Annotated in this window: 29 protein-coding genes and 2 tRNA genes; 18 read left to right on the forward strand and 13 right to left on the reverse strand. The window is 70.1% G+C overall.

Translation table 11 applies throughout. The features are described from left to right. Entirely contained in the window at positions 1 to 2,223 is a 2,223-nt protein-coding gene (gene yccS, locus AB3X07_RS20640) for a YccS family putative transporter (RefSeq protein ID WP_369940812.1), read from the forward strand. On the opposite strand, the gene AB3X07_RS20645 is transcribed toward yccS, so the two are convergent. Then, entirely contained in the window at positions 2,168 to 3,379 is a 1,212-nt protein-coding gene (locus tag AB3X07_RS20645) for an MFS transporter (RefSeq protein WP_369940814.1), read from the reverse strand. The two genes, yccS and AB3X07_RS20645, sit on opposite strands and share 56 nt — an antisense overlap. A 103-nt stretch (positions 3,380 to 3,482) precedes the next feature. Between AB3X07_RS20645 and AB3X07_RS20650 the strand changes: the two genes are divergently transcribed. The 8 genes from AB3X07_RS20650 (at position 3,483) to AB3X07_RS20685 (ending at position 8,905) form a co-directional block, all read left to right on the forward strand. Beyond that, positions 3,483 to 4,373 carry a LysR family transcriptional regulator gene (locus tag AB3X07_RS20650; RefSeq protein WP_369940816.1) on the forward strand — a complete coding sequence of 297 codons (891 nt, stop codon included), beginning with the start codon at positions 3,483 to 3,485 and terminating at the stop codon, positions 4,371 to 4,373. Between the two features lie 183 nt (positions 4,374 to 4,556). Then, positions 4,557 to 6,479: an MFS transporter gene (locus AB3X07_RS20655; RefSeq protein WP_369940818.1), complete on the forward strand. Its 1,923-nt coding sequence runs from the start codon at positions 4,557 to 4,559 to the stop codon at positions 6,477 to 6,479. A gap of 106 nt (positions 6,480 to 6,585) precedes the next feature. After that, positions 6,586 to 6,873, forward strand: coding sequence for a CD225/dispanin family protein (locus tag AB3X07_RS20660; protein WP_369944828.1), 288 nt, complete (start codon positions 6,586 to 6,588; stop codon positions 6,871 to 6,873). A 52-nt stretch (positions 6,874 to 6,925) separates the two neighbouring features. Next, a complete protein-coding gene (locus AB3X07_RS20665) occupies positions 6,926 to 7,207 on the forward strand; it encodes a CD225/dispanin family protein (protein WP_369940819.1) in 282 nt (93 codons plus the stop codon). A 67-nt stretch (positions 7,208 to 7,274) separates the two neighbouring features. Then, complete coding sequence (locus tag AB3X07_RS20670; RefSeq protein WP_369940821.1) at positions 7,275 to 7,694, forward strand: DUF2752 domain-containing protein; 420 nt, start codon at positions 7,275 to 7,277, stop codon at positions 7,692 to 7,694. A gap of 94 nt (positions 7,695 to 7,788) precedes the next feature. Further along, positions 7,789 to 8,130: a CD225/dispanin family protein gene (locus tag AB3X07_RS20675; protein WP_369940823.1), complete on the forward strand. Its 342-nt coding sequence runs from the start codon at positions 7,789 to 7,791 to the stop codon at positions 8,128 to 8,130. A gap of 5 nt (positions 8,131 to 8,135) precedes the next feature. Next, on the forward strand, positions 8,136 to 8,543 hold the full coding sequence (locus AB3X07_RS20680; protein WP_369940825.1) for a DUF2752 domain-containing protein: 408 nt from the start codon (positions 8,136 to 8,138) through the stop codon (positions 8,541 to 8,543). Then, a complete protein-coding gene (locus AB3X07_RS20685) occupies positions 8,510 to 8,905 on the forward strand; it encodes a hypothetical protein (protein ID WP_369940826.1) in 396 nt (131 codons plus the stop codon). Before AB3X07_RS20680 ends, AB3X07_RS20685 begins: the two co-directional genes overlap by 34 nt. A 34-nt stretch (positions 8,906 to 8,939) precedes the next feature. Here the strand turns inward: AB3X07_RS20685 and AB3X07_RS20690 are convergent, their stop codons facing one another. From AB3X07_RS20690 to AB3X07_RS20710, 5 genes are all read right to left on the reverse strand, one after another. Next, positions 8,940 to 9,836, reverse strand: a complete 897-nt coding sequence (locus tag AB3X07_RS20690) for a cobalamin biosynthesis protein (RefSeq protein ID WP_369940828.1) — start codon at positions 9,834 to 9,836, stop codon at positions 8,940 to 8,942. A gap of 72 nt (positions 9,837 to 9,908) precedes the next feature. Continuing rightward, the gene (gene nudC / locus AB3X07_RS20695) at positions 9,909 to 10,844 is read right to left on the reverse strand and encodes an NAD(+) diphosphatase (protein ID WP_369940830.1); all 936 of its coding nucleotides are present in this window, start codon (positions 10,842 to 10,844) and stop codon (positions 9,909 to 9,911) included. Between the two features lie 48 nt (positions 10,845 to 10,892). Then, entirely contained in the window at positions 10,893 to 11,279 is a 387-nt protein-coding gene (erpA, locus tag AB3X07_RS20700; protein WP_263111202.1) for an iron-sulfur cluster insertion protein ErpA, read from the reverse strand. A 31-nt stretch (positions 11,280 to 11,310) separates the two neighbouring features. Beyond that, positions 11,311 to 11,763 (reverse strand): bactofilin family protein, encoded by a 453-nt coding sequence (locus tag AB3X07_RS20705; RefSeq protein ID WP_369940832.1) that lies wholly within the window; start codon positions 11,761 to 11,763, stop codon positions 11,311 to 11,313. Between the two features lie 7 nt (positions 11,764 to 11,770). Then, positions 11,771 to 12,511, reverse strand: coding sequence for a DUF6776 family protein (locus AB3X07_RS20710; RefSeq protein WP_369940834.1), 741 nt, complete (start codon positions 12,509 to 12,511; stop codon positions 11,771 to 11,773). Positions 12,512 to 12,693: 182 nt separating this feature from the next. Here AB3X07_RS20710 and AB3X07_RS20715 point away from each other — a divergent pair, with 182 nt between their 5' ends. From AB3X07_RS20715 to AB3X07_RS20725, 3 genes are read left to right on the forward strand one after another with little or no spacing between them, the layout of a single operon-like run. After that, on the forward strand, positions 12,694 to 13,326 hold the full coding sequence (locus tag AB3X07_RS20715; RefSeq protein WP_369940836.1) for a DUF4126 domain-containing protein: 633 nt from the start codon (positions 12,694 to 12,696) through the stop codon (positions 13,324 to 13,326). Between the two features lie 40 nt (positions 13,327 to 13,366). After that, positions 13,367 to 15,265, forward strand: a complete 1,899-nt coding sequence (locus tag AB3X07_RS20720; protein WP_369940838.1) for an EAL domain-containing protein — start codon at positions 13,367 to 13,369, stop codon at positions 15,263 to 15,265. Between the two features lie 35 nt (positions 15,266 to 15,300). Further along, positions 15,301 to 17,742 (forward strand): ATP-binding protein, encoded by a 2,442-nt coding sequence (locus AB3X07_RS20725; protein ID WP_369944829.1) that lies wholly within the window; start codon positions 15,301 to 15,303, stop codon positions 17,740 to 17,742. Between the two features lie 337 nt (positions 17,743 to 18,079). Here the strand turns inward: AB3X07_RS20725 and bfr are convergent, their stop codons facing one another. The 3 genes from bfr to AB3X07_RS20740 all read right to left on the reverse strand — a co-directional run bounded on the left by bfr (position 18,080) and on the right by AB3X07_RS20740 (position 19,561). Then, positions 18,080 to 18,550 (reverse strand): bacterioferritin, encoded by a 471-nt coding sequence (gene bfr / locus AB3X07_RS20730; RefSeq protein ID WP_369940840.1) that lies wholly within the window; start codon positions 18,548 to 18,550, stop codon positions 18,080 to 18,082. A gap of 110 nt (positions 18,551 to 18,660) precedes the next feature. Beyond that, positions 18,661 to 18,870 (reverse strand): (2Fe-2S)-binding protein, encoded by a 210-nt coding sequence (locus AB3X07_RS20735; RefSeq protein WP_369940842.1) that lies wholly within the window; start codon positions 18,868 to 18,870, stop codon positions 18,661 to 18,663. Between the two features lie 79 nt (positions 18,871 to 18,949). Continuing rightward, complete coding sequence (locus tag AB3X07_RS20740) at positions 18,950 to 19,561, reverse strand: RNA pyrophosphohydrolase (protein ID WP_369940844.1); 612 nt, start codon at positions 19,559 to 19,561, stop codon at positions 18,950 to 18,952. Between the two features lie 119 nt (positions 19,562 to 19,680). Between AB3X07_RS20740 and AB3X07_RS20745 the strand changes: the two genes are divergently transcribed. Together AB3X07_RS20745 and AB3X07_RS20750 are read left to right on the forward strand one after the other, a co-directional pair. Continuing rightward, positions 19,681 to 19,757, forward strand: a tRNA-Met gene (locus tag AB3X07_RS20745). 44 nt (positions 19,758 to 19,801) lie between these two features. Next, positions 19,802 to 19,876 (forward strand) — tRNA-Gln (locus AB3X07_RS20750). Between the two features lie 552 nt (positions 19,877 to 20,428). Here the strand turns inward: AB3X07_RS20750 and rpsI are convergent. Together rpsI and rplM are read right to left on the reverse strand one after the other, a co-directional pair. Then, positions 20,429 to 20,821, reverse strand: a complete 393-nt coding sequence (rpsI, locus tag AB3X07_RS20755) for a 30S ribosomal protein S9 (RefSeq protein WP_369940847.1) — start codon at positions 20,819 to 20,821, stop codon at positions 20,429 to 20,431. A 2-nt stretch (positions 20,822 to 20,823) separates the two neighbouring features. After that, positions 20,824 to 21,252: a 50S ribosomal protein L13 gene (gene rplM / locus AB3X07_RS20760; RefSeq protein ID WP_184412931.1), complete on the reverse strand. Its 429-nt coding sequence runs from the start codon at positions 21,250 to 21,252 to the stop codon at positions 20,824 to 20,826. Between the two features lie 215 nt (positions 21,253 to 21,467). On the opposite strand from rplM, the gene coq7 reads away from it, so the two are divergent. Next, positions 21,468 to 22,112, forward strand: coding sequence for a 2-polyprenyl-3-methyl-6-methoxy-1,4-benzoquinone monooxygenase (coq7, locus tag AB3X07_RS20765; RefSeq protein WP_369944830.1), 645 nt, complete (start codon positions 21,468 to 21,470; stop codon positions 22,110 to 22,112). Between the two features lie 76 nt (positions 22,113 to 22,188). Next, positions 22,189 to 22,806 (forward strand): hypothetical protein, encoded by a 618-nt coding sequence (locus AB3X07_RS20770; protein ID WP_369940849.1) that lies wholly within the window; start codon positions 22,189 to 22,191, stop codon positions 22,804 to 22,806. Positions 22,807 to 22,937: 131 nt separating this feature from the next. Here AB3X07_RS20770 and sugE read toward each other — a convergent pair whose 3' ends face one another. Together sugE and speD are read right to left on the reverse strand one after the other, a co-directional pair. Then, positions 22,938 to 23,255, reverse strand: coding sequence for a quaternary ammonium compound efflux SMR transporter SugE (gene sugE / locus AB3X07_RS20775; RefSeq protein ID WP_369940850.1), 318 nt, complete (start codon positions 23,253 to 23,255; stop codon positions 22,938 to 22,940). Positions 23,256 to 23,375: 120 nt separating this feature from the next. Then, positions 23,376 to 24,170, reverse strand: a complete 795-nt coding sequence (gene speD / locus AB3X07_RS20780) for an adenosylmethionine decarboxylase (RefSeq protein WP_369940851.1) — start codon at positions 24,168 to 24,170, stop codon at positions 23,376 to 23,378. A gap of 146 nt (positions 24,171 to 24,316) precedes the next feature. Between speD and crp the strand changes: the two genes are divergently transcribed. Beyond that, positions 24,317 to 25,006, forward strand: a complete 690-nt coding sequence (gene crp / locus AB3X07_RS20785; protein ID WP_046979198.1) for a cAMP-activated global transcriptional regulator CRP — start codon at positions 24,317 to 24,319, stop codon at positions 25,004 to 25,006. A gap of 52 nt (positions 25,007 to 25,058) precedes the next feature. Next, a complete protein-coding gene (locus tag AB3X07_RS20790; RefSeq protein WP_369940853.1) occupies positions 25,059 to 25,817 on the forward strand; it encodes a sulfite exporter TauE/SafE family protein in 759 nt (252 codons plus the stop codon). The last annotated feature ends 162 nt before the right edge of the window (positions 25,818 to 25,979 follow it).

Raw genomic sequence — 25,979 nt, forward strand, 5'->3', positions numbered from 1 at the left:
GTGCCGACCCCCTCGATCGAATCCCGCCTGAGCCGCCTGTGGGCCCACGAAAAGGCCAGCTACGGGCTGCGCGTGTTCATCGCGCTGGCGGTGGCGATGGGCGTGTGCTGGCACCAGCAGCAATTGGAAGCGCTGCCGGCGATCTTCCTGGGCACCATCGCCAGCGCCATCGCCGAGACCGACGACAACTGGCTGGGCCGGATCAAGTCGGTGCTGCTGTCGCTGCTGTGCTTCGCCGCCGCCGCCGCCGCGGTAGTGCTGCTGTTCCCGTATCCGTGGCCGTTCGCGGCCGGCCTGGCGCTGTCCACCTTCGCCCTGACCCTGCTCGGCGCGCTCGGCGAACGCTACGCCTCCATCGCCCAGGCCACGGTGGCGCTGGCGATCTACGCGATGATCGGCCTGGACCACGGCAACCAGAACGGCCACGTCGGCGGCGACGCCTGGCACGGCGTGGCCCTGCTGCTGCTCGGCGCCAGTTGGTACGCGGTGCTGTCGGTACTGTGGACGGTGCTGTTCGCCAACCGGCCGGTGCGCGAGCGGCTGTCGCGGCTATACCTGGAGCTGGGCCGCTACCTGCGGCTCAAGGCGGCCCTGTTCGAGCCGGTGCGGCAGAGCGACCTGCACGCGCGGCGGCTGGCGCTGGCCGAGCAGAACGCACAGGTGGTGGCGGCGCTGAACGCCGCCAAGACCGCGATCATCAGCCGCTTCGGCCGCTCCGGCCGGCCCGGCGTGCAGTCGGGCCTGTACTTCCGCCTGTACTACATGGCGCAGGATTTCCACGAGCGCGCCAGTTCCTCGCACTACCCGTACGAGGCGCTGACCGACGCGTTCTTCCACAGCGACGTGCTGTACCGCTGCCAGCGCCTGCTGGCCCTGCAGGGCAAGGCCTGCGCGGCGCTGGGCGAGGCGATCCGGCTGCGCCAGCCGTTCGACTACGGCGAGCAGACCCAGCAGGCCACCACCGACCTGCGCCAGTCGCTGGACTTCCTGCATGCGCGCGCCGATCCACGGCAGGCGCGGCTGCTCGGCTCGCTGGAATTGCTGGTGACCAACCTGCACAGCATCGAGCGGCGCCTGGCCGAGGCCGCGCAATCGGACACCACCAGCGACACCCTCGACACCCGCCTGCGCGACTCCTCCCCGCACACCCTGCGCGAGATGCTGCGGCGCCTGGGCCAGCAGCTCACGCCCGGCTCGGTGCTGTTCCGGCACGGCCTGCGCATGGCGATCGCGCTGGTGGTGGGCTACGCCATCATGCAGTCGATCCACGCCAGCAACGGCTACTGGATCCTGCTGACCACCGCCTTCGTGTGCCGCCCCAACTATGGCGCCACCCGCCTGCGCCTGGCCCAGCGCATCGCCGGCACCCTGATCGGCCTGGGCGCGGCGTGGGCGCTGATGCAACTGTTCCCCGGCATCGAGCTGCAGTTGCTGTTCGCCCTGCTCGGCACCCTGGTGTTCTTCGTCACCCGCACCGACCGCTACATGCTCGCCACCGCGGCGATCACGGTGATGGCGCTGTTCTGCTTCAATCTGATCGGCGACGGCTTCATGCTGATCTGGCCGCGCCTGCTCGACACCCTGATCGGCTGCGCGATCGCCGCCGCCGCCTCGTTCCTGATCCTGCCGGACTGGCAGGGCCGGCGCCTCAACCAGGTTCTGGCGACGGTGCTGCACAGCAACGCCCGCTACCTGGCGCAGGTGCTGGAGCAGTACCGCAGCGGCATGCGCGACGACCTGCCCTACCGCATCGCACGCCGCGACATGCACAACGCCGACGCGGCGCTGTCGGTGGCGCTGTCCAATATGTTGCGCGAACCCGGCCGCTACCGCCGCAACCTGGATGCCGGCTTCCGCTTCCTGGCCCTGTCCAACACCCTGCTCGGCTATCTGTCGGCGCTGGGCGCGCACCGCGCGGCGCTGGCCGGGGAGACCGATCCGGACATCGCCCGCGCCGGCGACTACCTGCCGCAGGCACTCGGCGCGCTGGCCGACGCGCTGGCCGAGCGGCGCGCGCTGCCGGCCGCCGACGAACCCGCCGAGATCGCGCTGGCCGAGGCGCTGGAGCGCGAGGACGGCATCGACGAGGCCAAGCGCCGGCTGGTGCGCAACCAGTTGGCGCTGACCCTGCGCCTGCTGCCCAAGCTGCGCGCCGCCGCGCAGGCGGTCACCGCTCCGGCAGCGGCGTCAGCGCCGCCTTCCGCGCTGCCGGCCGCACGCTGAGGCCCATCCACAGCAGCGCCGCCAGCGCCAGCGCCGCGCCCACCGCCACCACCCCGTTCCAGCCGGCGTAGGCGTAGGCCGCGCTGCCGAGGCTGGAACCGATCGCGCCGCCGATGAAGTAGCAGGTGACGTAGGCCGAGGTGATGCGGTTGCGCGCGTTCGGATCGAGTTGGTAGATCGCGTGCTGGTTGCCGATGTGCACGCCCTGCACCGCCACGTCCAGCAGCAGCACGCCGACGATCAGCAGCCACAGCGAGTGCGGCGCGGCGGCCAGCAGCAGCCAGGACAGCAGCAGCATGCCCAACCCGCCCCAGCCCACCCAGTGCCCGCCGCCGCGGTCGGCGAGCTTGCCCGACAGGTTGGCGGCGAACGCGCCGGCGGCGCCGATCAGGCCGAACAGGCCGATCGTGGCGGTGCCGTAGCCATAGCCCGGCCCGGACAGCAGGAACGCCAGGGTGGTCCAGAAGATGCTGAACCCGGCGAAGATCAGCCCGCCCAGGATCGCGCGCGCGCGCAGCACCGGCTCATCGCGCAATAGCGTCAGCACCGAGCCGATCAGGTGCGGATAGGACAGCCGCCGGTTGCCAGGATGCCGCGGCAGCGCGCGCCACAGCAGCCCCGCCACCAGCAGGATCAGCGCCGCGGCCACCCAGTACACGGTATGCCAGCCGCCGGCGCCGGCCAGCAGCCCGGACGCCGTGCGCGCCAGCAGGATGCCCAGCAGCAGGCCACTCATCACCGTGCCCACCACCCGGCCGCGCTCGTGCGGCGCGGCCAGCGTGGCGGCGAACGGCACCAGGATCTGCGCGGCCACCGAACTCATGCCGGTGACCAGGGTGCCTAGCAGCAGCAGCGCGAAGCTATTGGAGACGGCGCTGATCAGCAGGCCGACCGCGCTGAGCGCATACAGGCCGACGATCAGGCTGCGGCGCTCGACCCGGTCGCCCAGCGGCACCAGCAACAGCAGCCCGGCGGCATAGGCCAGTTGCGCGGTGGTCACCACCGCGCCGGCGCGGCGCACGTCGATCGCGAAGGTCTGCGCCAACACTTCCAGCAGCGGTTGCGCGTAGTAGTTGCTGGCCACCGCCAGGCCGGTGGCGGCGGCCATCAACAGGACCAGGCCACGGCGCAGCGGAGGATGCGGGGACGTGTCCATCGTCGAATCCAGGAGGGTGAGGAAGAAGGGCGCCAGTCTGGTCCGGCGCCATCGATCGTTCCAATGTATTGTTTTCACATCATCCATCTTGTTTCGAGATGCCATGCTGACCCTGCGCCAGCTCGAATTCGCGGTCGCGGTCGCCGAGGAAGGCAGCTTCACCGCCGCCGCGCGCCGCTGCCACACGGTGCAGTCGGCGCTGAGCCACCAGATCGCCAAGATCGAGGAGGCGCTGGGCGCGCGCCTGTTCGACCGCGGCGCCCGCCAGGTGCGCACCACCGCCGCCGGCGAGGTGTTCCTGCACAACGCCCGCGAGACCCTGCGCGCGGCCGAGCGCCTGCACGAGGAGATGGCGCAGGCGCTGGGCACCGTGCGCGGCCGGCTGCACATCGGCCAGATCTCCTCGCTGACCACGGTGCAGGTGCCGGCGCTGCTGCGCCGCTTCCGCGACGCGCACAGCGCGGTCGACGTGCACCTGCGCACCGGCATGAGCGATGCGCTGCTGCTCGACCTGGGCGAGGGCCGGCTCGACGTGGCCCTGGTCGGCGTCGGTCCGCACGTCGCGCTGCCCGAGCAGCGCCTGCTGCTGCACGAGGAACCGCTGGCGCTGATCGCGGCCCCCGGCAACCGCTTCGCCGCGCGGACCGAGGTGGCGCTGCACGAACTGGAGGACACGCCGATGGCCGGCCTGATCCCCGGCGCCGGCGTGCGCGGCATCATCGACCGCGCCTTCGCCGAGGCCGGCCTGCGCCAGCGCCTGCAGTACGAGGTCACCCATGCCGACCTGCAGCGTCAACTGGTGGTCGCCGACCTGGGCCTGGCGATCGTGCCGCAGACCATGGCCGCCGCCATGCACGGCGTGGCGGTGATCGCGCTGCGCGAGCGCTTCCGCTTCCTGACCTACGCCACCTGGCGCGCGGATCCGACCCCGGCCGCACGCGCCCTGATCGCGCTGCTGCGGCAGGGCCAGGCCGACGCCGGCGCACCCCTGTAGGAGCGGCTTCAGCCGCGACGAACGAAGCCCGTCCCATGGCACTTCCACCAGATCCTCAACACGCGCAGGCCCACGGACGGCGGCACGAACACCGGCCACCTCCCGGCAACACCCCACCCCACCACCGCCGCATCCACCGCGCGGCGAACCTGTTAGGCTGCGCGCGTTCGCAAAGGAGCCTGCATGTCCGGCCATAGCCAGTTCGCCCTGCTGAAGCAGCGTCGCTTCCTGCCGTTCTTCGTGGTCCAGGGATTGGGCGCATTCAACGACAACGTCTACCGGCAGGCGATCATCGGCCTGCTGTTCTATCTCGGCGTCACCCCCGAGCAGCGCACGCTGTACACCAACCTGGCGCCGGCGCTGTTCATCCTGCCGTACTTCCTGTTCTCCGCGTTGGCCGGGCAGATCGCCGAAAAGCTGGAGAAATCGCGGCTGGTGGTCATCACTACCACCATGGAAATCGCGATCATGTCGCTGGCCGCGGTCGGGTTCGTGACCGAGAACATGGTGCTGCTGCTGGTCGCGTTGTTCTGCACCGGCCTGCAATCGACCCTGTTCGGCCCGGTGAAGTACTCGATCCTGCCCTCGGTGCTGAAGCCGGAGGAACTGACCGGCGGCAACGGCCTGGTCGAGATGGGCACCTCGATCTCGATCCTGTGCGGCATGATCCTGGGCGGGCTGATCTTCCAGATCGCCGGCAGCCACGGACCGGTGGCCGCGGCCACCGCGGTGGTCGCGCTGGCGGTCACCGGCAACCTGGTGGCGCGCTGCATTCCCAAGGTCGACGCCGGCGCGCCCGAGCTCAGGATCAACTGGAACCCGCTGCCCGAATCGCTGGCGATCATGCGCCTGACCCGGCGCCAGTTGGCGGTGCGCAACGCCATCCTCGGCGTGTCCTGGTTCTGGTTCATCGGCACGGTGCTGACCGCGCAGCTGCCGACCTACGCCGAACTCAACCTGGGCGGCGCGCAGGACCTGTACATCTTCGCCCTGGCGCTGTTCTCGATCGGCACCGGCACCGGCTCGCTGCTGTGCGAGAAACTGTCCGGGCGCACCGTGGAGATCGGCCTGGTGCCGCTGGGCGCGTTCGGCATCAGCGCGTTCATGCTCGACCTGTACTTCGCCCGCCCGGGCGCCGCGCTGCAGGCCGGGCTGGGCATCGGCCAGTTCGCGCACCAGGCCGGCAGCTGGCGGATCATGCTCGACCTGGTCGGCATCGGCCTGTGCACCGGCCTGTTCGTGGTGCCGCTGTTCGCGCTGATCCAGAGCCGCACGCCGAAGGCGGAACTGTCGCGCGTCATCGCCGGGCTCAACATCCAGAATTCGCTGTTCATCGTGCTCGCCGCGATGATCGGCATCGCCCTGCAGATGAAGCAACTGACCCTGTTCGGCACGCGGATCCCGATGCCGGGGTTGAGCATCCCGCAGGTATTCCTGGCGCTGGCCATCGCCAACACCGTGGTGGCGCTGTGGATCTTCAGCATCGTCCCCGAATTCCTGATGCGCTTCCTCAGCTGGGTGATGGTGCGCGCGCTGTACCGGCTGCGCCTGCACGGCATCGAACGCCACGTGCCCGACGAAGGCGCGGCGCTGATCGTGTGCAACCACGTCAGCTACATGGACGCGCTGGTGCTGGCCGCGTCGATCCCGCGGCCGGTGCGCTTCGTCATGTACTACCGCATCTTCAACATCCCGGTGATGCGCTGGATCTTCCGCACCGCCAAGGCGATCCCGATCGCCGGCGCGCGCGAGGACCCGGCGCTGATGCAGCGCGCGTTCGACGAAATCGACGCCGCGCTGGCCGAGGGCGAACTGGTGTGCATCTTCCCGGAAGGCGCGCTGACCAAGGACGGCGAGATCGCGCCCTTCAAGTCCGGCATGGAGAAGATCGTCGCGCGCCGCGCGGTCCCGGTGGTGCCGATGGCGCTGCGCAACATGTGGACCAGCATGTGGAGCAAGCGCGACTCGCGCTTGCGGCGCATGCGCGTGCCGCGCCGCTTCCGCGCGCACGTGGAGGTGCTCGCCGGGCCGCCGGCGCCGGCCGCCGAGGCCAGCGCCGAGCGGCTGGAAGCACAGGTGCGGCAGTTGCGCGGGGACGCGGCCTGACACGCACTGGGTGCCTGCGCACGCCGCTTCAGGTAGATTAGGCGCCGGGGAGACGCCTGCATGCTGCAGCGGCGTCCATTTCAAGGGTCGATCAGTGAGTCAGGTTTTGCCACCACCACCGCCTCACGGCGCGGGTATCTACGTCCCCAACAATCTGGTGTGGGCGATCCTGTCCACGCTGTTCTGCTGCCTGCCGCTGGGCGTGGTGTCGATCGTCTACGCCTCGCAGGTGGACGGCAAGCGCGCCGCCGGCGATGTCGCCGGCGCCCGCGAGGCCTCGCGCAAGGCCGGCCTGTGGGCGATATGGTCGGCGCTCGCCATGCCGATCCTGCTCGCGCTGTGGTTCCTGCTGTTCGGCGGGATGGCGATCCTCGGCAGCCTGCTCCAGCACTGACACGCAGCTTCACGTTTTTCCACGTTCCACCACGCAACCGGAGTTAACACGGATGAATACCACCGCACCGCAAGTATCCAACAACCTCGTCTGGGCGATCCTGAGCACGCTGCTCTGCTGCCTGCCGCTGGGCATCGTCTCGATCGTGTTCGCCTCCCAGGTCAACACCAAGCTCGCCGCCGGCGACGTCGCCGGTGCCCGCGAGTCGGCCGACAAGGCCAAGAAGTGGGCGATCTACTCGGTGATCGGCTGGGTGGTGATGGTCGTGCTGTACCTGATCTTCTTCGTCGTCCTCGGCGGCATGGGCATGATGCAGCAGTCCACGTCGTACTGATCGCGCCGGACCGCCGCGGCCGCGTGCCGCGGCGGCCCTCCTCGATCGCGCACGTTCCTGTCCTCCGATGCATTGGCGCAACCGTCCCCTGCCCCGCTGGCTGCCGCTGGCCGCGCTGAGCGCCGCCGGCGCCGTGGCGACGCTGGTGCTGCGCCGGGTCGATCCCAACGTGCCGGGCAATCCGTTGCCGGCCTGTCCGTTCTACACCCTCACCGGGCTGTACTGCCCCGGTTGCGGCAGCACCCGCTGCCTGCACGCCCTGGTCCACCTGGACCTGGCCCATGCGCTGGCGACCAATCCGCTGCTGGTAGTGGCGCTGCCGCTGCTGGCCGTGATGGCGCTCAACGCCGCCGGACTGCGCATGCGCCCGCTGGCGCCGCTGCTGAAGATCCTCGCCGATCCGCGCCTGTGGCTGTGGCTGCTGCTCGGCTACGCCGTGCTGCGCAACCTGCCGTGGTACCCGTTCACGCTGTTGGCGCCGCCCTGAGCGCCACCACGCCAGCCGCGCGCGATGGAGGCGCGGCCGGCACCTCGTCTAGACTTCCCCCACGCCCCGCGCACCCCCCCTCAAGGAGATCCACATGAGCACCGTCAGCCCCGTCACGCCCCCGCCCGCCCCCGTGCCAGGCGCGATCCCCAACTATCTGGCCTGGGCGATCATCTCCACGGTGCTCGGCTTCTGCCTGTGCTGCCCGGCGCTGATCACTGGCATCGTCGCCATCGTGTTCTCCAGCAAGGTCAACGGCCTGCTCAACCAGGGCGACCTGGAGGGCGCGCGCCGCGCCTCCAACAACGCCAAGATCTGGTGCTGGGTGACCACCGCGCTGGCCATCATCGGCCTGCTGATCAACATCGTCATGCTCGCCACCGGCGGCATGCAGGGCTACATGGACTACATGCAGCAGATCCAGCACGCGGGCTGATCAGCATGCGCGCCTGGCAACAACGGGCGTGCCTGGGCGCCGCCGCCGCACTCGCGGCCGGCGGCGCCACGCTGTTGTACCGCTTCGATCCCAACGCCGCGAACAACCCATTCGCGCCGTGCATGTTCCATGCGCTCACCGGCTACTACTGCCCGGGCTGCGGCATGACCCGCGCGCTGCATGCGCTGGTGCACCTGGACCCGGTGGGGGCGTTGGCGATGAATCCCGGGGCGATGCTGGGCCTGGCCCTGCTGCCGGGCCTGATCGCCTGGAAGGCCGGCTGGCGCGCGGCCTGGTTCGCGCCGGTGATCGGCGTGGTCTCGCGCCCGAACTTCTGGCTGGTCGCGCTGCCCGGCTACTGGATCGCACGCAACCTGCCGTGGTTCCCGTTCACGCTGCTGGCGCCGCACTGAAGGCGATGCCGCGCTTCGGCATCTACAGCCATGACCTGCTGATCGGCTGGTCCGACCTGGAGTCCGGCGATCCGCCGATGGGCGTGGCCTTCGGCCGCTTCATCCCGACGCCGGCCTATCGCACCATTCAATCGCGCGTGGTCGCGGCGCAGGGCATGGCCTTGGACGACCTGCAATTGTCGGCACGCACGACGGACGGGACAGCGCTGGCCTGTGCCACCATCGCCATCGGCGACCTGACGGCGGACCTCGGCGAGAGCGGGCTGGAGGTCACGGTGCTGTGCGTCGACCATGCACGCTATGCGCAGGCGTTCCCGCAGCACGTGGCGGCCTACGCCGCGCGCTTCGCGGCCAAGGACTGACCCGCGCCGCGGCGCATGCGCGGCCGCGCCGGCCTCAGCTGACCCAGCCGGCGATCACCAGCAGCGCCAGCACCACCAGCCACAGCAGCAGCACCCGCCAGATCTGGCTCATCGCATCGCGCAGTTCCGGCAGGCTGCGCAATGCCGGCACCAGCATGCCGGCGTCGCTGTAGTCGTGCGCTTCGGCGTCGAGTTCGCCGCGCACGCTGGCGCAGGCGACCGGGCCAAGGAACCCGCCATCGAGCCGCCAGCGATTGCCGCCGGCCGCGCGCCAGGCACCGAACACGCTTTCGAAGTTGCCGACCAGCGCCAGCGAGAAGGTCATCAGCTGCGCCACCGGCCATTCCATCGCCGCCAGCGCGACGCGCGCGCCGGCGGCGGTGCCCAGCGGCAACCGCGGCGCGTACGGCCCGACCGCGGCCAGCGCCAGCAGGCGGTAACCGAGCGCGCCGAACGGCCCCAACAGCAGGAACCAGAACAGCGGCGCGAACCAGCGCCGCAACGCACTGAACGCCACCGCCTCGACCAGGCCCGCCGGATCCTCCCGCAGCTGCACGCCGTCGGCCTGCAGGTGCGCGATCGCCAGGCGCCGCGCGGCGAGGTCGTCGGCCTCGATCACCGCCTCCACGTCGCTGTCCAGATCGCGCGGCCCCCAACTGAAGGCCAGCACCAGCACGCCGAACAGCAGCGCCAGCAGGCCCAGGTGCGGCGCGGCCAACAGCCACTGCAGCAGCGCCACCAGCAGCAGCGCCGGCAGCAGCGCCAGCGCGATGCCGTAGCGGCCGCGCCAGGCGCTGCCCTCGCCGGCATGCGCGTCCAGCCACGACAGCCAGTCGCCATACGCGTCGAACCGGCGCAGCGAGGCGACCATGCCGGGCGCGACATGGCCCAGCACCAGCGCAACGATCACAGCGACGAGAGTAGTGAACATGCAGGTCCTCCGGGACCGTGTTGAAGCGGGTGCGCAGGCAGCGGCGGCGCCGGGTCGGCGCGGCACCACGGCCTACGCGTGGTCGCCGTCGCGGCGATACCAGTCCATCACCAGCGCCCGCGCGATCGAGATCCGCGGCGGCAGGCGCAAGCCGTGGCCGTCGTCGGCACCATCGCCGAGCGTGGCCGCGCGCTGCAGCGCCGCGCCGATCTCCTCGCGCTCGAACCAGCGCGCGTCCTCCAGTTCGCCATCCACCTGCGGCGCATCAGGTTCGGCCAGCGCGCGGAAGCCGAGCATCAGCGCGCCGGGAAACGGCCACGGCTGCGCGCCGTAGTAGCGGCAACTGCCGGGCCGCACCCGCACCTGGGTTTCCTCGGCCACCTCGCGCGCCACCGTCTGCTCCAGCGATTCGCCCGGCTCGACGAAGCCGGCGATCACCGAGTAGCGCCGCGCCGGCCAGCTCGCCTGGCGGCCCAGCAGCAGCCGGCGGCCATCGCTGACCGCCACGATCACCGCCGGATCCACGCGCGGATAGTGCTCGCTGGCGCACTGCGTGCAGGTGCCGAGAAAGCCGCCACGGCCGAACGCGATGGCGCCGCCGCAGACGCCGCAGAAGCGGGTGCGCGACTGCCAGTGCAGCATTCCGCGCGCGTAGGCGAACAACCCGGACGCGGCGGCCGGCCACTCGGCCGCGGCGCGGCGCAGGTCGATGCGCTGCGGCGGGTCGAATTGCGCGTCGAGCGCGGCGGCGGCCAGCGCGAACCAGGCCGCGCCCTCGCGCAGGCCGAGGAAGATCGCCTGCGCGGCGGCGTCGCCCAGCGTCGCGCCGGTCGGCGCCAGCAACTGGCCCTGCGCATCGGCGTAGGCGTGGCCGTCGGCATCGAGCAGCAGCACGCGCGCCTGCGGCCAGGCGCGGCGCAAGGCCTCGGGATCGTTGCGCAGCGCATCGGCGCGGTCGATGACCGCGTCGGCGAAGACGAAGGAAGTGGGCGGCGTCAGGTCGGACATGCGGCGCAGGGTGCCGGCAAACCGCGCGTCCGGCAAGCCGCAGCGTGTCTACACGCTGAAGCTGCTGCCGCAGCCGCAGGTGGTCTTGGCGTTGGGGTTGCGGATCACGAACTGCGCGCCATGCAGGCCTTCGCTGTAATCCACTTCCGCGCCCATCAGGTACTGCAGGCTCAGCGGATCGACCAGCAGGGTGACCTCGTCGGTACGCACCGACAGATCGTCCTCGGCGCGGTTCTCGTCGAACTCGAAGCCGTACTGGAAGCCGGAACAGCCGCCACCCTGGATGTACACGCGCAAAGCCAGCGCGTCGTTGCCTTCCTCGCGGATCAGCTCGCGCACCTTGGCCGCGGCGGCGTGGGTGAAGTTCAGCGGCCGCTCCAGCGACTGGTAGTCGGGCGCGGGCGCGGCACTGGGCAGGGAAACGAGGGTGCTCATGGCAGCAGGATGGGGGCGGCCGCGGGGCGAATCAAGCGTCCGCCTTGGCCAGCACGCGCTGCGCCGGCTCGGCCTGCGGCTCTTCGTGCGAGTGCTCCGGCGGCGCCAGCGCGGCCATGCTGCCGACGTGGATCAACCGCCCGGTCAGCTGCGCGCCGGCGTTCATCTCCACCACCTGATAGTGCACGTTGCCCTGCACCCGCGCCTTCGGCGCCAGTTCCACGCGCTCGGCGGCATGCACGTCGCCGATCAACTGGCCGTTGATGACCACGATCGGCGCGCGCACCTCGCCCTCGATGCTGCCGTGCTCGGACAGGGTCAGCGTCGCCGGCGCCCCGTCCTCGGCCAGCACCTTGCCGAGGATGCGCCCTTCCACGTACAGGCCGCCGCTGAACACCAGGTCGCCGCGGATCGTCACCTGCGCGCCGATCAGAGTATCGACCACGGTCTGGCCGCTGTTGCGGCCATTCTTGTTTCCGAACATAAGCTGCTTACTCCCCTTTGCCGTTGCCGTTGCCGGCCAGTGTCCAATCGAAACTCTGCGTGACCGGCGCCCCCCCGCCGGACAGCGATACTCGCACCCGCTGCGGGGTGAAATCCTTGGGCAGGATCACGCTGCCGTCCAACTGCTGGAAATACCGGAACGAATAGTCCTGGCCCGGCACGCCGCTCTTCTGGTGCAGTTCGTCCCAGCCGACGGTGGTCAGCTTGCCGCCGCGCACGCCTTCCACCGCCAGGCGCATCTGGCCCTGGCTGATCGCGCCGCGGTTGAGGTTCTGGGTCAGCACCACGTTGTAGTGCCAGGTGCCGCCGGCCTCGGCCGAGAACTCCGCCGAGTGCACGGTCAGCCCCTTGCGCTGGCTGGTGGCGCCGACCAGGCGCTCGTAGAACGCCACGTCGGCGCGCAGGCCCGCGATCTCCTCGTCGCGCTCGGCCAGCGAACTCTGCACCGCGTTGTTGGCGGCGCGGCTGATCTGGTCCGAGCGCGCCAGGGTGGCCTGGCGCTGGTTCAGCGTGTCGATCTGGCGCTGCTGCGCCTGCAGCTTCGCCTCGGCCGCGTGCAGTTGCGCGCGGACCGAGCCCAGTGCCGGCGCAGCCCGGCGGCTGGCCAGCCACCAGGTCGCGGCCAGCGACAGCAGCCACACCACGGCGATCAGCAACCACAGGCCGCGGCCGCGGACCGGCGCGGCACCGTTGGGCACGATCTGGAAACGGGGGACGGGTCGGTTCATCGTCAAAGCCGCGCCGCCAGGGCGGCGGCGGCGTCGATCCTCGCGGGGGTTCGGCCGGCCAGCTAGTGTAAGCCACGCGCCTGACCGGCGCCGGACCGCCCGCGGCGCTAGCCGCCGCCAGGCTGGCCTTCGCCGCACGCTTGGCCGATAGTGGCCGCCACCCGCGCGCACAGGAGCGCCCCATGACCGACGCCCACCTCTTCGTCATCGGCATCCTGCTGGCCTGGCTGGCCGGCATCCGCGTCTATCTGACCGTGTTCGGGGTCGGCGTGGCCGGCCTGCTCGGCTGGCTGGACCTGCCGCCGGCGCTGCAGGCGACCGAGTCGTGGTGGGTGCTGGGCACCTCCGGCGCGCTCGCCGTGGCCGAGTTCTTCGCCGACAAGATTCCCGGCGTGGACTCCGGCTGGGACCTGCTGCAGACCCTGACCCGGATCCCCGCCGGCGCCTTCCTGGCCGCGGCCACGCTGTCGCCGGACGGCGAACTCGGCGCCGGCGCGCTGGCCACCGGCGCCGGCGTCGCCCTGACCAGCCATGTGCTGAAGTCCGGTTCGCGCGCCTTGCTGAACACCTCGCCAGAACCGGCCAGCAACTGGATCGCCTCGCTGACCGAGGATTCGCTGGTGCTGGCGGCGTTGGCCCTGGCCCTGGCGCACCCGTGGCTGGCATTGGGCGTGGTGCTGACGGTCAGCGTGCTGGGCGCGCTGCTGGTGTGGTGGGTGTGGCGCCTGCTGTGGCGCGGGATGCGCCGCCTGCTGGCGGTGCCGACGGGCACCGGCATCGCCAGGCCGCCCGTGGACGGCTCGCCGTCTTCGTGAACTTCATCGCATAATGCCCGTGCACCAGGATAAAGACGCGATGGCCGCCAGAGACACCGCACCGCTTTCCAGTCGCGACGAGCCGCGCTCGCGCAACGTCCGTGCCGAAACCCCGCCTCCGCAGTACTGGCGCCGCTGGGTCGCCGACGCCGCGCCCGAGCCGCCGGCACCGGCGCCGGACCTGCCGACGAACACGCAGGAGGCCTCGGCCGCGGCCGCCGCGATCGCCGACCAGGCCAGCCACCTCGAGTCCGCGTTGGAGCCGGCCGGCGACGACGCTGGCGCGCCGCCGCTGGAGGCGCCCTACCGGATCCTGATCGTCGAGGACGACCGCTCGCAGGCCCTGTTCGCGCAGAGCGTGCTGCACGGCGCCGGCATGCAGGCGCAGATGGAAATGCGCGCGGAGGGCGTGCAGCAGGCGATCGCCGAGTACCGCCCCGACCTGATCCTGATGGACCTGCACATGCCCGGCCTGGACGGCATGCGCCTGACCGCGCTGATCCGCCAGCAGCCGCAGCACCAGTTGCTGCCGATCGTGTTCCTGACCGGCGACCCGGATCCGGAACTGCAATATGAAGTGCTCGACAGCGGCGCCGACGATTTCCTGACCAAGCCGATCCGCCCGCGGCACCTGATTGCCGCGGTGTCCAACCGCATCCGCCGCGCGCGCCAGCAGGCGCAGCAGAACGCCAGCGACAGCGCGCCGCTGAACAATCCCGAGACCGGCCTGCCGACCCGCAGCCACGTGCTGAAGCTGCTCGGCGAAACGCTGCACGCGCGCGCCGGCGGCGGCCTGTTCTTCATCGAGATCGCCAGCGCCCTGGGCCTGCGCGAGCGCTACGGCTATGCCGCGTTCGAACGCCTGATGACCCAGGCCGGACGCCGCCTGGCCAGCGTCACCGCGCCGCAGCCGCTGGCCAGGCTCAACGACAACAGCTTCTTGCTGCTGGCCCGGGACGACGCCGCGGACGCCTTGGCGCAGCGCGCGCAGAGCCTGCGCGAGGCCCTGTCCAGCCATGCCTTCCCGCTGCGCGAGGACGACGCCGTGCACCTGCGCTGCGCGATCGGCTACGCCGACCTGGCGCAAGGCTTCGAGGACGCCGGCAGCGCCCTGGAGGCGGTCGAGCGCACCGCGCTGCAGGCGCGCCTGCACCCGCAGGGCGTGGCCGCGTACGCGCCGCCGCGCGAGGATGAGGACCTAGGCCGGATCGCCATGTTCGAAGGCCAGCTGGAACCGGCCTACCAGCCGATCGTCGCCGTCGCCGGCGGCGACACCGCGCAGTACCAGGTGCTGCTGCGCCTGCGCCAGCGCGACGGTACCCTGCTGTCGGCCGGGCAGGTGCTGCCCGCGGCCGAGGCCGGCGGGCGCATCGCCGACCTCGACCAGCAGGTGCTGGACCATGCGCTCGGCCTGCTGCACCTGTACCAGCACGCGCAACCGCCGCTGCGCCTGTTCGTCTCGCAGTCCGCGCGCACGCTGGCGCGCGGCGCCTTCGCCGACTGGCTGGTCGAGGCGATCGGCCGCCGCGGCATCACCGGCACCTCGCTGGTGATCGACCTGCGCCTGGACGATGCGCTGATCCACACCGTCACGCTGCAGCAGTTCTGCGCGCGGCTGATGCCGCTGGGCGTGCAGTTCTGCCTCAGCCAGTTCGAACCCGGCGCCGAGCACGAGGCCTTGCTGGCGCAACTGCCGCTGGGCTATCTGCGCCTGTCCGCGCGCTTCGCCAACGCGCATGCCGATGCCGCGCTGCGCGATCAGCTGCGTGCGACCATCGACCTGGCGCACCGCGCCGGGCTGCTGATCATCGGCCAGCAGATCGAGGAAGCGCAGGCGGCCGCGGCGATGTGGATGGGCGGGGTCGATTTCATCCAGGGCAATCTGGTGCAGTCCGTCGGCCACGAACTGAACTTCGACTTCCAGAACGCGGTGCTGTAGCGATGCCCGCACGCCGGCGCCGGCCCCTGCCGTGGCTGGCCGCGTCGAGCGCGGCGCTGGCGGTCGCCGGCGCGTTGCTGGCGGTGCCGGGACTGGCGCCGGCGCCCTGGCCGCTGCTGGCGCCGGCCTGCATCGGCGCCGCGGTGCTGCTGGCCGCGCTCGCGGCCTGGCGCGCGCGGCAGCAGGCGCGCGCGCTGGACGCGGCGCTGGCGCGCGCGGCGCTGGCCGAAAGCGAACGCGACGCCCTGCAGCGCGACGTGCACCTGCGCGAGCGGCTGGAACGCGAACTGGTGCAGGCCAAGCAGGCGGCCGAGGCGGCGGTGATGGCCAAGGGCGAGTTCCTGGCCACGATGAGCCACGAGATCCGCACCCCGCTCAACGGCATCATCCCGATGCTGGAACTGATCGCGCGCGGCCAGCTCGGCGACGACCAGCGCGAGATGCTGCGCGCCGCCAACGACTCCTCGCTGCAGTTGCTGCGCATCGTCGACGACATCCTCGACTACTCCAAGCTGGAAGCGAACCGGCTGGAACTGGAGATCACCACCTTCAACCTGCGCGAACTGCTCGACGGCGTGCTGCAGCTGATGCAGCGCCCGGCCGAGGCCAAGGGCCTGCGCGTGGCGCTGCAACTGGACCCGGCGGTGCGCCTGCCGGTACGCGGCGATCCGCTGCGGCTGCGCCAGGTGCTGGGCAACCTGATCGGCAATGCGATCAAGTTCACCGCGCGCGGCGGCGTGGACCTGCGCATCCGCCGCCTCGGCGAAACCCCGGCGCAGCACCTGCTGCGGTTCGAGGTGCGCGACACCGGCATCGGCATCAGCGCCGAGCAGCAGGAGCGCCTGTTCCGCTCCTTCACCCAAGCCGACGCCTCCACCACCCGCCTGTATGGCGGCACCGGGCTCGGCCTGGCGATCTGCAAGCGCATCGTGGACCTGATGGGCGGACGCATCGGGGTGGAATCGGGCAGCGACCAGGGCGCCACCTTCTGGTTCGAGATCCCGCTGCTGAAGGTGATCGGCGACCTGCCGCAGACGCAGGGCGCCCTGCCGCGGCAACACGCGCTGCTGGTCGGCGCCGACCAGCGCCTGTACCAGCGGCTGAAACTGCTGCTGCCCGGTTGGGGTGTGCAACTGAGCAAGCTCGACTCGACCCAGGAAGCGCTGGAGCGGCTGCGCGACGGCAACGCCGCCGCGGTCCGCTACGACCTGGTGATCGGCGACCTCGACGGCCTGCGCAACAGCGCACGCGCGCTGCACCGGGCGGTGATGCGGCTGCCGGCGCCGCACACGCCGCGCCTGATCTGGCTGTACGGCGAGGTGGAGATCCCCGAGGAGATCCGTGCCCACGGCGCGCTGCTGCCGCGGCAGGCGGCGGACCTGGACGTGCGCAGCATGCTCGCGTTCGCCGCGCCCGATCTCGCCAGCGCGCAGGCGATGCCGGCGCCCGCGGCCGACGCGGCGGCGCCGGCGCCACTGCCGGCGATGGCGGACGTGGAACAGGCCACTGCCGGACCGGCCTCGCCCAGCGCCGATTACCGCCTGCTGCTGGTCGAGGACAACCCGGTCAACCTGATGGTCGCGCAGAAGCTGCTGGATCTGCTCGGCTACCGCAGCGACCACGCCACCGACGGCGCCGCGGCGCTGGCGCAACTGGCCGCGAACCACTACGACCTGGTGCTGATGGACTGCCAGATGCCGGTGCTGGACGGGTACGCCGCCACGCGCCAATGGCGTCAGTGCGAGACGGCGGCTGGGCGCGAACGGATGCCGATCGTGGCGATGACCGCCAATGCGATGGCCGGCGACCGCCAGCGCTGCCTGGACGCGGGCATGGACGACTACCTGTCCAAGCCGGTGAACCGCGACCTGCTGGCCGCCTGCCTGCAGCGCTGGCTGCCGCATCGCGCCGCCAATGCCGGGACCGCGCCGTCACACGGCGACGCGGCTGCCGCCAGCGCCCCCGCACCGACGAATGCGCAGGCAACGGCACAGGGGACTGCGCCTGCGCCCGCATCCGCGCCGCTTGCTGCGGACAGCGGCCCGGCGCCAGCCGTGACCAGCACCAGCGCGACGCCGTACGCCGAGCCGCTCCCGCCGACGCCGTTGCCGGTGCTGGACATCGCCGTGCTCGACGAATTGCGCGAACTCGCCGGCAGCGCGACCACCGCGCAGATCGTCGAACTCTTCCTGGGCGATGCGCCGCAGCTGATCCAGCGTTTGGAACAGGCCGCCGCGGTCCCGCAGCTGGAGCCGCTGCGCGAGGCGGCCCACACGCTGAAGTCCTCGGCCGCCAATGTCGGTGCGCTGGCGCTATCGGCCGCGGCCCTGCGCATCGAGGCGGGCGTGCGCGCCCATCAACTGGAGCGTCCCGCGGTGGCGGTGGCGCTGGTCATCGCCGAATTCGCGCGCGCGCGGCTGGCACTGAAGGGCTACCGCACCACCCTGCACGACACCGCCGAACGCGCCACGCCGTAGGCGATGCGTGGCATTGGGGCGTTTCTGGTGTTCCTGGCATCTGCTGCCGGCGGGCGACCCTGGTGTCCCCTGGTGCAGGCGACGGTCCCCGGATCATTGACGCCGGCTGCGGTACGAGTGTCGCTGGACACAGGACGTCCGCAGCGGTCTCGACGCTCCTGTAGGAGCGGCTTCAGCCGCGACAGGATCTGACAGGATCCGTCGCGGCTGAAGCCGCTCCTACAGAAAAACGAGCGTCGCCTAGAGAACGGGCGGCACCTGGATCGACGCCGCGCTTCGGCGTGTTCGCGCCGCTACGTATGGGGCCTGTCAGGCACAGCGCCGGCGCGTACCGGGCTCAGTCCTCGAGCTTGGTCAGCAGGTAGTTCGGCTCGCCGATCCGCGCGATCAGGTCGAGCTGGGTCTCCAGCCAATCGATGTGCTCTTCCTCCGACTCCAGGATGTCGGCCAGCAATTGGCGGCTCACATAGTCTTGGATCGACTCGGCGTAGGCGATGCCTTCGCGCAGGGTGATGGTGCCATCCTGCTCCAGGGCCAGGTCGCACTCGAGGATTTCCTTGGGATTCTCGCCGATGCGCAGCTTGCCCAGCGCCTGGAAGTTGGGCAGCCCCTCGAGGAACAGGATGCGGTCCGCCAGCTTGTCGGCGTGCTTCATCTCGTCGATCGATTCCTTGTACTCGTGTTCGGCCAGTTCCTTCAGGCCCCAGTTCTTCAGCATCTTGGCGTGCAGGAAGTACTGGTTGATCGCGGTCAACTCGTTGTAGAGGACCTTGTTGAGGAACTCGATGACCTTGCTGTCGCCTTTCATCGCAGTGCTCGCTGATGCGTGGAAAGCGCAGACTTTAGCGAATCGACCGCGGCGGTGAAGGAACGCGAATCGTGATCATCCCGCTGCGCATGCGCACAGCGCGCGCGGCCTCAGGCGGCGCGGGCCATGCCGCCCAGCACGGGCAGCGGCAACTCGCGCAGCAGGGCGCGCTCCAGCAGGTCGCCGGCCATGTCCAGGCACGAGCCGCAGGTGGCCCCGCAGCCGGTGCGCATGGTCAGTTCGGACACGGTGCAGCAGCCGGCGTCGGCGGCTTCGCGGATCTGGCGATCGGTGACCCCATTGCAGATGCAGACGTACACGATGGCGTAGGCGGCGGGCGGCGCGGACTGCGCCAGCGCCCATTCAAACCAAAGTGAGAATGGTTGTCAATTCCGCCCGTTAATCGTTATTAATCCGCGCCGCCCAGGGCCCGCCGCGCTTGCGGGGGCGCTTGCGCGGGCGCTCGTGCCCGGCGGTGTTGCCCGGCATCCACGCCTCCTGCGCCACGGCCGGCATGGAACGGATGCCCGGCCCGGCGATGCGTTGCGCCAGCGGCGCCAGGTGGCGCAGCGCCCGCGCGTAGACGCCGCGCTTGAACAGCACCACGTGCTCCACGGGATACCAGAAATCGACCCAGCGCCAGTGATCGAACTCCGGGGTCTCGGTCAGTTCCAGGTTCAGCTGGCTCTCGTCGCACTGCATCTGCAACAGGAACCAGACCTGCTTCTGGCCGATGCAGACCTGGCGTTCGTTGCGGCGGATGGCGCGGCTGGGCAGCCGATAGCGCAGCCAGCCGGGCGTGGCGCCGAGCACTTCGACGTGCTCGGGCAACAGCCCGGTCTCTTCGCGCAACTCGCGGTACATGGCCTCGACCGGGGTTTCGTCGGTATTCATGCCGCCTTGCGGGAACTGCCAGCCGTCCCGGCGCACACGACGTGCCCAGAACACCTGACCGTCCGGCCGCATCAGCACGATGCCCACGTTCGGTCGATAGCCGTCCGGATCGATCACGATGCGGACTCCTGAAAATCTACTGGCTCCGACTCTGCCATGGCCGCGCCTGGCCCACAAGCGTGGCGCAACCCCATTGACAGCCGCCCGGTTTACCATAAGAATTGGCGGTTCACCAAGGCTATGTAGCTCAGCCGGTTAGAGCACAGCACTCATAATGCTGGGGTCGGTGGTTCGAGTCCACCCATAGCCACCATGGTATCCACGCCACAGGCGTGCGATAATTGCAGTCCGCGACATTGCCCCGTCGCCAAGCGGTAAGGCACCTGACTCTGACTCAGGCATTCGGTGGTTCGAATCCATCCGGGGCAGCCAAACAAAAAAGAAAGGCCGATCCTTGATCGGCCTTTCTTTTTTGTTTGGGGTTTGCGCAGGCGCTGCGCGCCTGCGCCCCACGCCTTGCTGCGCAAGGCATGGGCCCCAGCCCTCCCCCTCCACATCCCCGCGCCTGTCGGCGCGCCCCCTTGGACTCCAAGGGAGCTTTTCACCAGATACATCACGCACGTCGGCGGATGAAAAGCCTCGATCGACGCCGTCGCAGCGACGAACTTCGACGCCTGTGCCTCCTTTGGCCGCTTCACCTCGATACGAGCTGCATGCACTCCACCGCAGCGTCAGCCTGACGAGTGGCACCACATCACTAACACGACCCCGCCAGCGATGGGCCGGCATCCGAGGATGAGAGCCGCCAGACGCCATATTCGGCTCAGCTCGCCCTGGCTCGCCGCCATCGTCAGGCGACCGCATTCCATTCCTCGTTCAGCACTACGACGCGCAACCGGCCCCAAAACGACAAAAGCCCGGCCGAAGCCGGGCTTTTGCGGATCCCAGGGGAATCCCGAAGGATTCCGCACCAGGCGCGGTGGATCAGCGCTTGGAGAACTGGGTGGCGCGGCGGGCCTTGTGCAGACCGACCTTCTTGCGCTCGACTTCGCGCGCGTCGCGGGTCATGAACCCGGCCTTGCGCAGCTCGGTCTTCAGGGTTTCGTCGTACTCGACCAGCGCGCGGGCGATACCCAGGCGGATCGCACCGGCCTGGCCGGTGGTGCCGCCGCCGGCGGCGGTGACGAAGATGTCGAAGCTTTCGGTGTTCTTGGTCAGCTCCAGCGGCTGGCGCACGATCATGCGCGCGGTCTCACGGCCGAAGAACTCGTCCAGCGGACGGTTGTTGACGGTGATGTTGCCGGTGCCCTTGCGCAGGAACACGCGGGCGGTGGAGGACTTGCGGCGGCCAGTGCCGTAGTTTTGCGAGATCGCCATGATTAGATATCCAGAACTTGCGGCTGCTGGGCGGTGTGCGGGTGCTCGGAGCCCTTGTAGACCTTGAGCTTGCGGTACATGGCGCGACCCAGCGGGCCCTTCGGCAGCATGCCCTTGACCGCGATTTCGATCACGCGCTCGGGATGGCGCTCCAGCGCCTGCTCCAGGCTCTCGGTCTTCAGGTTGCCGATGTAGCCGGTGAAGCGGTGATACTTCTTGTCCTTGAGCTTGTTGCCGGTGACCGCGATCTTCTCGGCGTTGATCACCACCAGGTAATCGCCGGTATCGACATGCGGGGTGTAGACCGGCTTGTGCTTGCCGCGCAGGCGGCGGGCCAGTTCGGTGGAAAGCCGGCCCAGCGTTTTGCCGGCGGCGTCGACGAGATACCAGTCGCGCTGGACGGTCTCGGACTTAGCAGTGAAGGTGCTCATTGAAAGACTCGGTTGGTCGGGCGGATTCCTGCAGGGTCGCTGCCTGAACTTTGCCACGCGTTGTGAATTGCGGAAACGCAAGAGGCGGAATTCTACGCGGCAGCGGCGGCGCATGCAAGCGGGCCCGGTCAAGGCGGCAACGGCCGGCCGCGGCGCTTGGCATAGCGACCACCCGCAGGGAAAATCCCGTGTCCCCCACCGCCCACAGCCCCGCGATGACGGCTCCCCGCCTGCACACCCCGCTCGACCGCGTCCTGGTCGAGGCCCAGCGCGCACTGGAAACGGTCTTCGGCGACCCGCCGGCGCAGCGCCCCTACCCGGCCGCGGCCACCGCCGACGTGGTGCTGGCGCCGGACGAACGCCGCCACGCCGCCGGGCTGATGCGCATCAACCATGTCGGCGAGGTCTGCGCGCAGGGCCTGTATTTCGGCCAGGCCGCGGTCGCGCGCGATCCGGCCACGCGCGCGCACCTGCTGGAGGCGGCGCAGGAAGAGACCGACCACCTGGCCTGGTGCGCGGCGCGGCTGCGCGAACTGGACAGCCGGCCGAGCCTGTTCAACCCGGTCTGGTACGCCGGCAGCTACGCCATCGGCACCCTGGCCGGGCTGCGCGGCGACGGCTGGAACCTCGGCTTCGTGGTGGAGACCGAGCGCCAGGTGGAGGCGCACCTGGACGAACACCTGCAGACGCTGCCGCCGGCCGACCTGCGCAGCCGCGACGTGCTGCGGGTGATGAAGGCCGATGAGGCGCGCCATGCCGACCATGCCGAGCAGGCCGGCGCACGGCGTCTGCCGGCGCCGATCCCGTCGCTGATGGCGGCGGCGTCGCGGCTGATGAAGGCGGTCGCCTACCGGCTGTGAGCATGCGTCCGACCGCGCGCGCCGGCGTGCTGGCATTCGCGCGGGATCCGGGTTAAAGTGAACGAAAGCTGACTGGTTGCCGCGTCCGCCCACCCGTCCAGCGATCGGCGCACCCATTCCGGCGCCGCCCGATCCGCCGCATTACCGCACCGCGCCATCGCACTGCGCCGCCTTCCAGACCGATATGCCCGCACGCTACAGCCCCCTGCCCTCGCCTCGGACCCGCTGGCTCTCGCGCCTGCTGTTCGCGAGCCTGTTCGCGCTCGGCGGGGGCGCGCTGCTTTTCCACCTGCTCGGCGACTACCGCCATGCCAGCGCGATCCTGCGCGACCACTCGGTGGCGACGGTGCCGGTGATCGCCGACGGCGCGTTCGGCGCGCATGCCGAACCGCTGTCGCGCTACCGCTTCCACTATGTGTTCGAGAGCCGGGGCCGGCTGCACCGCGGCGCGTTCGAGACCAGCGCCGCCGAAGCCGGGCCGCTGCTGCTGGACGGCGCGACGGTGGAGATCGCCTACGCCAACGCCGACCCGTCGCGCTTCGGCCGCCTCGACCAGTTGCAGCATGCCGGCAATCTCGGCGGTGTGATCACCCGCCTGGCGATCGCGCTGTCCATCGCCGCGCTGCTGGCCGCGGCCGCGCACCAGGTGCTGATCGGGCGCGTGCTGCGCCCACGTCGGACCGCCACGGCCTGAGCCGCGGGCCGAGACGACCTTTGCGCGTCTCGGCATGCCAATGCCGGACATGTCACCAGGGCGTCTGTCGCGGCTGAAGCCGCTCCTACAGGGACTTGCGGTAGGTGTCTGCGCGCCCCGATTGCCGGCGCTCAGGACTGGACCAGCTTCAGGCCGATCACCCCGGTCACGATCAGGCCGATGCAGGCCAGTCGCGCCGGCGAGGCGCTGTCGCCGAACAGCACGATGCCCAGCGCGGCCGTGCCCAGGGCGCCGATGCCGGTCCAGATCGCATACGCCGTCCCCAGCGGGATGTCCTTCAACGCCTGGGTCAGCAACCACAGGCTGATGCCGGCGCCGGCCAGCGTGCCCAGCGTCGGCCATAGCCGGGTGAAGCCTTCGCTGTACTTGAGGCCGAGGGCGAAGCCGATCTCGAACAGACCGGCGAGCAACAGGTAGATCCATGGCATTGTCTTTCTCCGTAGACAAATGAAAACGAAAACGGCCCGATGTCTGCACATCGGGCCGCCGTCGGCAGGGGTCGCAGCGCAAAGCGCCGCGGGGCGGGCCGCCCCGCCGAATGTGATGGACTACTCGGCCAGATTGCGACCGTGGAACAGTTCCTCGATTTCCCGCTTGAGCAGCGCCTCGATCCGCATGCGCTCCTTGAACGAGAGGTTCTTGGCCTTTTCCTCGAACAGGTACTGGTCCAGGTCGAAGTCCTTCAGGTGCATCTTGGTGTGGAAGATGTTCTCCTGGTAGACGTTGACGTCGAACATCTCGTAGCGCGACTTGATGTTCTTGGCCAGGAAGTTCTGGATCGAGTTGATCTTGTGGTCGATGTAGTGCTTCTTGCCCTTCACGTCGCGGGTGAAGCCGCGCACGCGGTAATCCATGATCACGATGTCCGATTCCAGCCGCTCGATCAGGTAGTTGAGCGCCTTCAGCGGCGAGATCACCCCGCAGGTGGCGACGTCGATATCGGCGCGGAACGTCGCAATGCCGTGCTGCGGATGGGTTTCCGGGTAGGTATGGACGGTGATGTGGCTCTTGTCCATGTGCGCGACCACCGCGTCGGAGATGATCTCCTTGCCGGCCAGCTTCTTGTCGATCACCGGCTCTTCGGAGATCAGGATGGTCACCGACGCGCCCTGCGGATCGTAGTCCTGGCGGGCGATGTTGAGGATGTTGGCGCCGATGATCTCGGCCACGTCGGTGAGGATCTCGGTCAGGCGGTCGGCGTCGTACTGCTCGTCGATGTACTCGATGTAGCGCTGGCGCTCCTCTTCGGACACCGCGTAGCAGACGTCGTAGATGTTGAAGCTCAACGCCTTGGTGAGGTTGTTGAAACCTTGCAGCCTCAGGCGAGGCAACGGCTTGACCACGGCGGATCCTCTAAAAGATGGGCGGGGGAGAAAGGGCATCAATTATGGGCCAAACGCGCGCCTGGCGAAACGCCGGAGCCGGCGCTGGTTTGCCGCAGGCAACGCGTCCCGTTAAGCTTCGGGAATTACGCAGTAGCGAAGCCGCCATGAGTCCTGGAAACACCTCCACCGCAACCCCTGTGCGCATCGCTCCAAGTCCTCTGACGTTGGACACGGCCACCATCGACCGCTTCCTGGCGCATAGCCACCGTCGGCGCTATCCGGCGCGGACCGATGTGTTCCGGCCCGGCGATCCGGCCGGCACCCTGTACTACGTGGTCAGCGGCTCGGTCAGCATCATCGCCGAGGAAGATGACGACCGTGAGCTGGTGCTGGGCTACTTCGGCAGCGGCGAGTTCGTCGGCGAGATGGGCCTGTTCATCGAATCCGACCAGCGCGAGGTGATCCTGCGCACGCGCACGCCCTGCGAGCTGGCCGAAATCAGCTACGAGCGCCTGCACCAGCTGTTCCTCGGCTCGCTGTCGGCCGATGCGCCGCGGGTGCTGTACGCGATCGGCGTGCAGCTGTCCAAGCGCCTGCTCGACACCTCGCGCAAAGCCAGCCGGCTGGCGTTCCTGGACGTCACCGACCGCATCGTGCGCACCCTGCACGACCTGGCGCAGGAGCCGGAGGCGATGAGCCATCCGCAGGGCATGCAGTTGCGCGTGTCGCGCCAGGAGCTGGCGCGGCTCGTGGGCTGCTCGCGCGAGATGGCCGGCCGCGTGCTGAAGAAGCTGCAGGTCGACGGCATCCTGCACGCCCGCGGCAAGACCGTGGTGCTGTACGGCGCGCGTTGAGCGCAGCGCCGACGATGGCGCGCCGCGCTAGCGGCGGCCGCGGACCGGCACGATGGTCCTGAGCGAGACGTTCTACTGGTTCGTGCTGGTCGGCCTGGCCGCCCAGCTGGTCGATGGCGCGCTGGGCATGGCCTTCGGCCTGGTGTCCTCCTCGGTGCTGCTGAGCATGGGCCTGCCGCCGGCGGCGGTGAGCGCCAGCGTGCACAGCGCCGAGGTCTTCACCACCGGCGCCTCGGGCCTGTCGCACCTGGCGCTGGGCAACGTCGACAAGCGCCTGTTCCTGCGCCTGGCCCTGCCGGGCATGGCCGGCGGCGTGCTCGGCGCCTATGTGCTGACCCAGCTGCCCGGCGATCTCATCCGCCCGTTCGTCTACCTGTACCTGCTGGGCCTGGCCGTGCTGATCCTGCTGCGCGCCACCGGACGGGCGCTGCCGAAACGGGAGGTGCGGCGCGTGCCGCTGCTCGGGTTCGTCGCCGGCCTGCTCGATGCCAGCGGCGGCGGCGGCTGGGGTCCGGTGGCGACCTCGACCCTGCTGGCCCGCGGCGGCCAGGCGCGCACCACGATCGGCACGGTCAACGCCGCCGAGTTCCTGGTGACGCTGTCGATCTCGCTGACCTTCCTGCTCAGCATGGGCGTGCGCCACCTGGAGATCGTGCTCGGGCTGCTGGTCGGCGGCATGCTGGCCGCGCCGCTGGCGGCGGTGCTGGTGAAGCGGGTGCGCGAGCGCTGGGTGCTGGTGGCGGTGGGCGTGCTGGTGCTGGGGATCAGCCTGTATCAGGTGGGCGGAGCGCTGTATCGCTGGCTGGGGTGAGGCCGGGAATCGGGATTGGGGATTGGGGATTGGCAACAGCCGCATCTGGGCGCCTGAGGCATCTGCTCGGGTGGCCTGATCTGCGGTTAGGCCGCGTTCGCTTTTCCCGGGGCGGGCCGCGCGATGATCGCGGCCGGACGCTGCCGCCGATCGCCGCACGTC

The organism is Xanthomonas sp. DAR 35659 (genome assembly GCF_041242975.1).
Lineage (GTDB): Bacteria > Pseudomonadota > Gammaproteobacteria > Xanthomonadales > Xanthomonadaceae > Xanthomonas_A > Xanthomonas_A medicagonis.

Coding starts and splice junctions, on each gene's coding strand:
- AB3X07_RS20715 (WP_369940836.1), top strand. CDS start 12,694: ATGACCGACGCCCACCTCTTCGTCATCGGCATCCTGCTGGCCTGGCTG.
- AB3X07_RS20655 (WP_369940818.1), top strand. CDS start 4,557: ATGTCCGGCCATAGCCAGTTCGCCCTGCTGAAGCAGCGTCGCTTCCTG.
- AB3X07_RS20705 (WP_369940832.1), bottom strand. CDS start 11,763: ATGTTCGGAAACAAGAATGGCCGCAACAGCGGCCAGACCGTGGTCGAT.
- AB3X07_RS20675 (WP_369940823.1), top strand. CDS start 7,789: ATGAGCACCGTCAGCCCCGTCACGCCCCCGCCCGCCCCCGTGCCAGGC.
- coq7 (WP_369944830.1), top strand. CDS start 21,468: ATGACGGCTCCCCGCCTGCACACCCCGCTCGACCGCGTCCTGGTCGAG.
- sugE (WP_369940850.1), bottom strand. CDS start 23,255: ATGCCATGGATCTACCTGTTGCTCGCCGGTCTGTTCGAGATCGGCTTC.
- AB3X07_RS20680 (WP_369940825.1), top strand. CDS start 8,136: ATGCGCGCCTGGCAACAACGGGCGTGCCTGGGCGCCGCCGCCGCACTC.
- AB3X07_RS20645 (WP_369940814.1), bottom strand. CDS start 3,379: ATGGACACGTCCCCGCATCCTCCGCTGCGCCGTGGCCTGGTCCTGTTG.
- erpA (WP_263111202.1), bottom strand. CDS start 11,279: ATGAGCACCCTCGTTTCCCTGCCCAGTGCCGCGCCCGCGCCCGACTAC.
- crp (WP_046979198.1), top strand. CDS start 24,317: ATGAGTCCTGGAAACACCTCCACCGCAACCCCTGTGCGCATCGCTCCA.
- AB3X07_RS20710 (WP_369940834.1), bottom strand. CDS start 12,511: ATGAACCGACCCGTCCCCCGTTTCCAGATCGTGCCCAACGGTGCCGCG.
- bfr (WP_369940840.1), bottom strand. CDS start 18,550: ATGAAAGGCGACAGCAAGGTCATCGAGTTCCTCAACAAGGTCCTCTAC.
- AB3X07_RS20720 (WP_369940838.1), top strand. CDS start 13,367: ATGGCCGCCAGAGACACCGCACCGCTTTCCAGTCGCGACGAGCCGCGC.
- AB3X07_RS20670 (WP_369940821.1), top strand. CDS start 7,275: ATGCATTGGCGCAACCGTCCCCTGCCCCGCTGGCTGCCGCTGGCCGCG.
- nudC (WP_369940830.1), bottom strand. CDS start 10,844: ATGTCCGACCTGACGCCGCCCACTTCCTTCGTCTTCGCCGACGCGGTC.
- AB3X07_RS20650 (WP_369940816.1), top strand. CDS start 3,483: ATGCTGACCCTGCGCCAGCTCGAATTCGCGGTCGCGGTCGCCGAGGAA.
- AB3X07_RS20690 (WP_369940828.1), bottom strand. CDS start 9,836: ATGTTCACTACTCTCGTCGCTGTGATCGTTGCGCTGGTGCTGGGCCAT.
- AB3X07_RS20790 (WP_369940853.1), top strand. CDS start 25,059: ATGGTCCTGAGCGAGACGTTCTACTGGTTCGTGCTGGTCGGCCTGGCC.
- rpsI (WP_369940847.1), bottom strand. CDS start 20,821: ATGGCGATCTCGCAAAACTACGGCACTGGCCGCCGCAAGTCCTCCACC.
- rplM (WP_184412931.1), bottom strand. CDS start 21,252: ATGAGCACCTTCACTGCTAAGTCCGAGACCGTCCAGCGCGACTGGTAT.
- AB3X07_RS20665 (WP_369940819.1), top strand. CDS start 6,926: ATGAATACCACCGCACCGCAAGTATCCAACAACCTCGTCTGGGCGATC.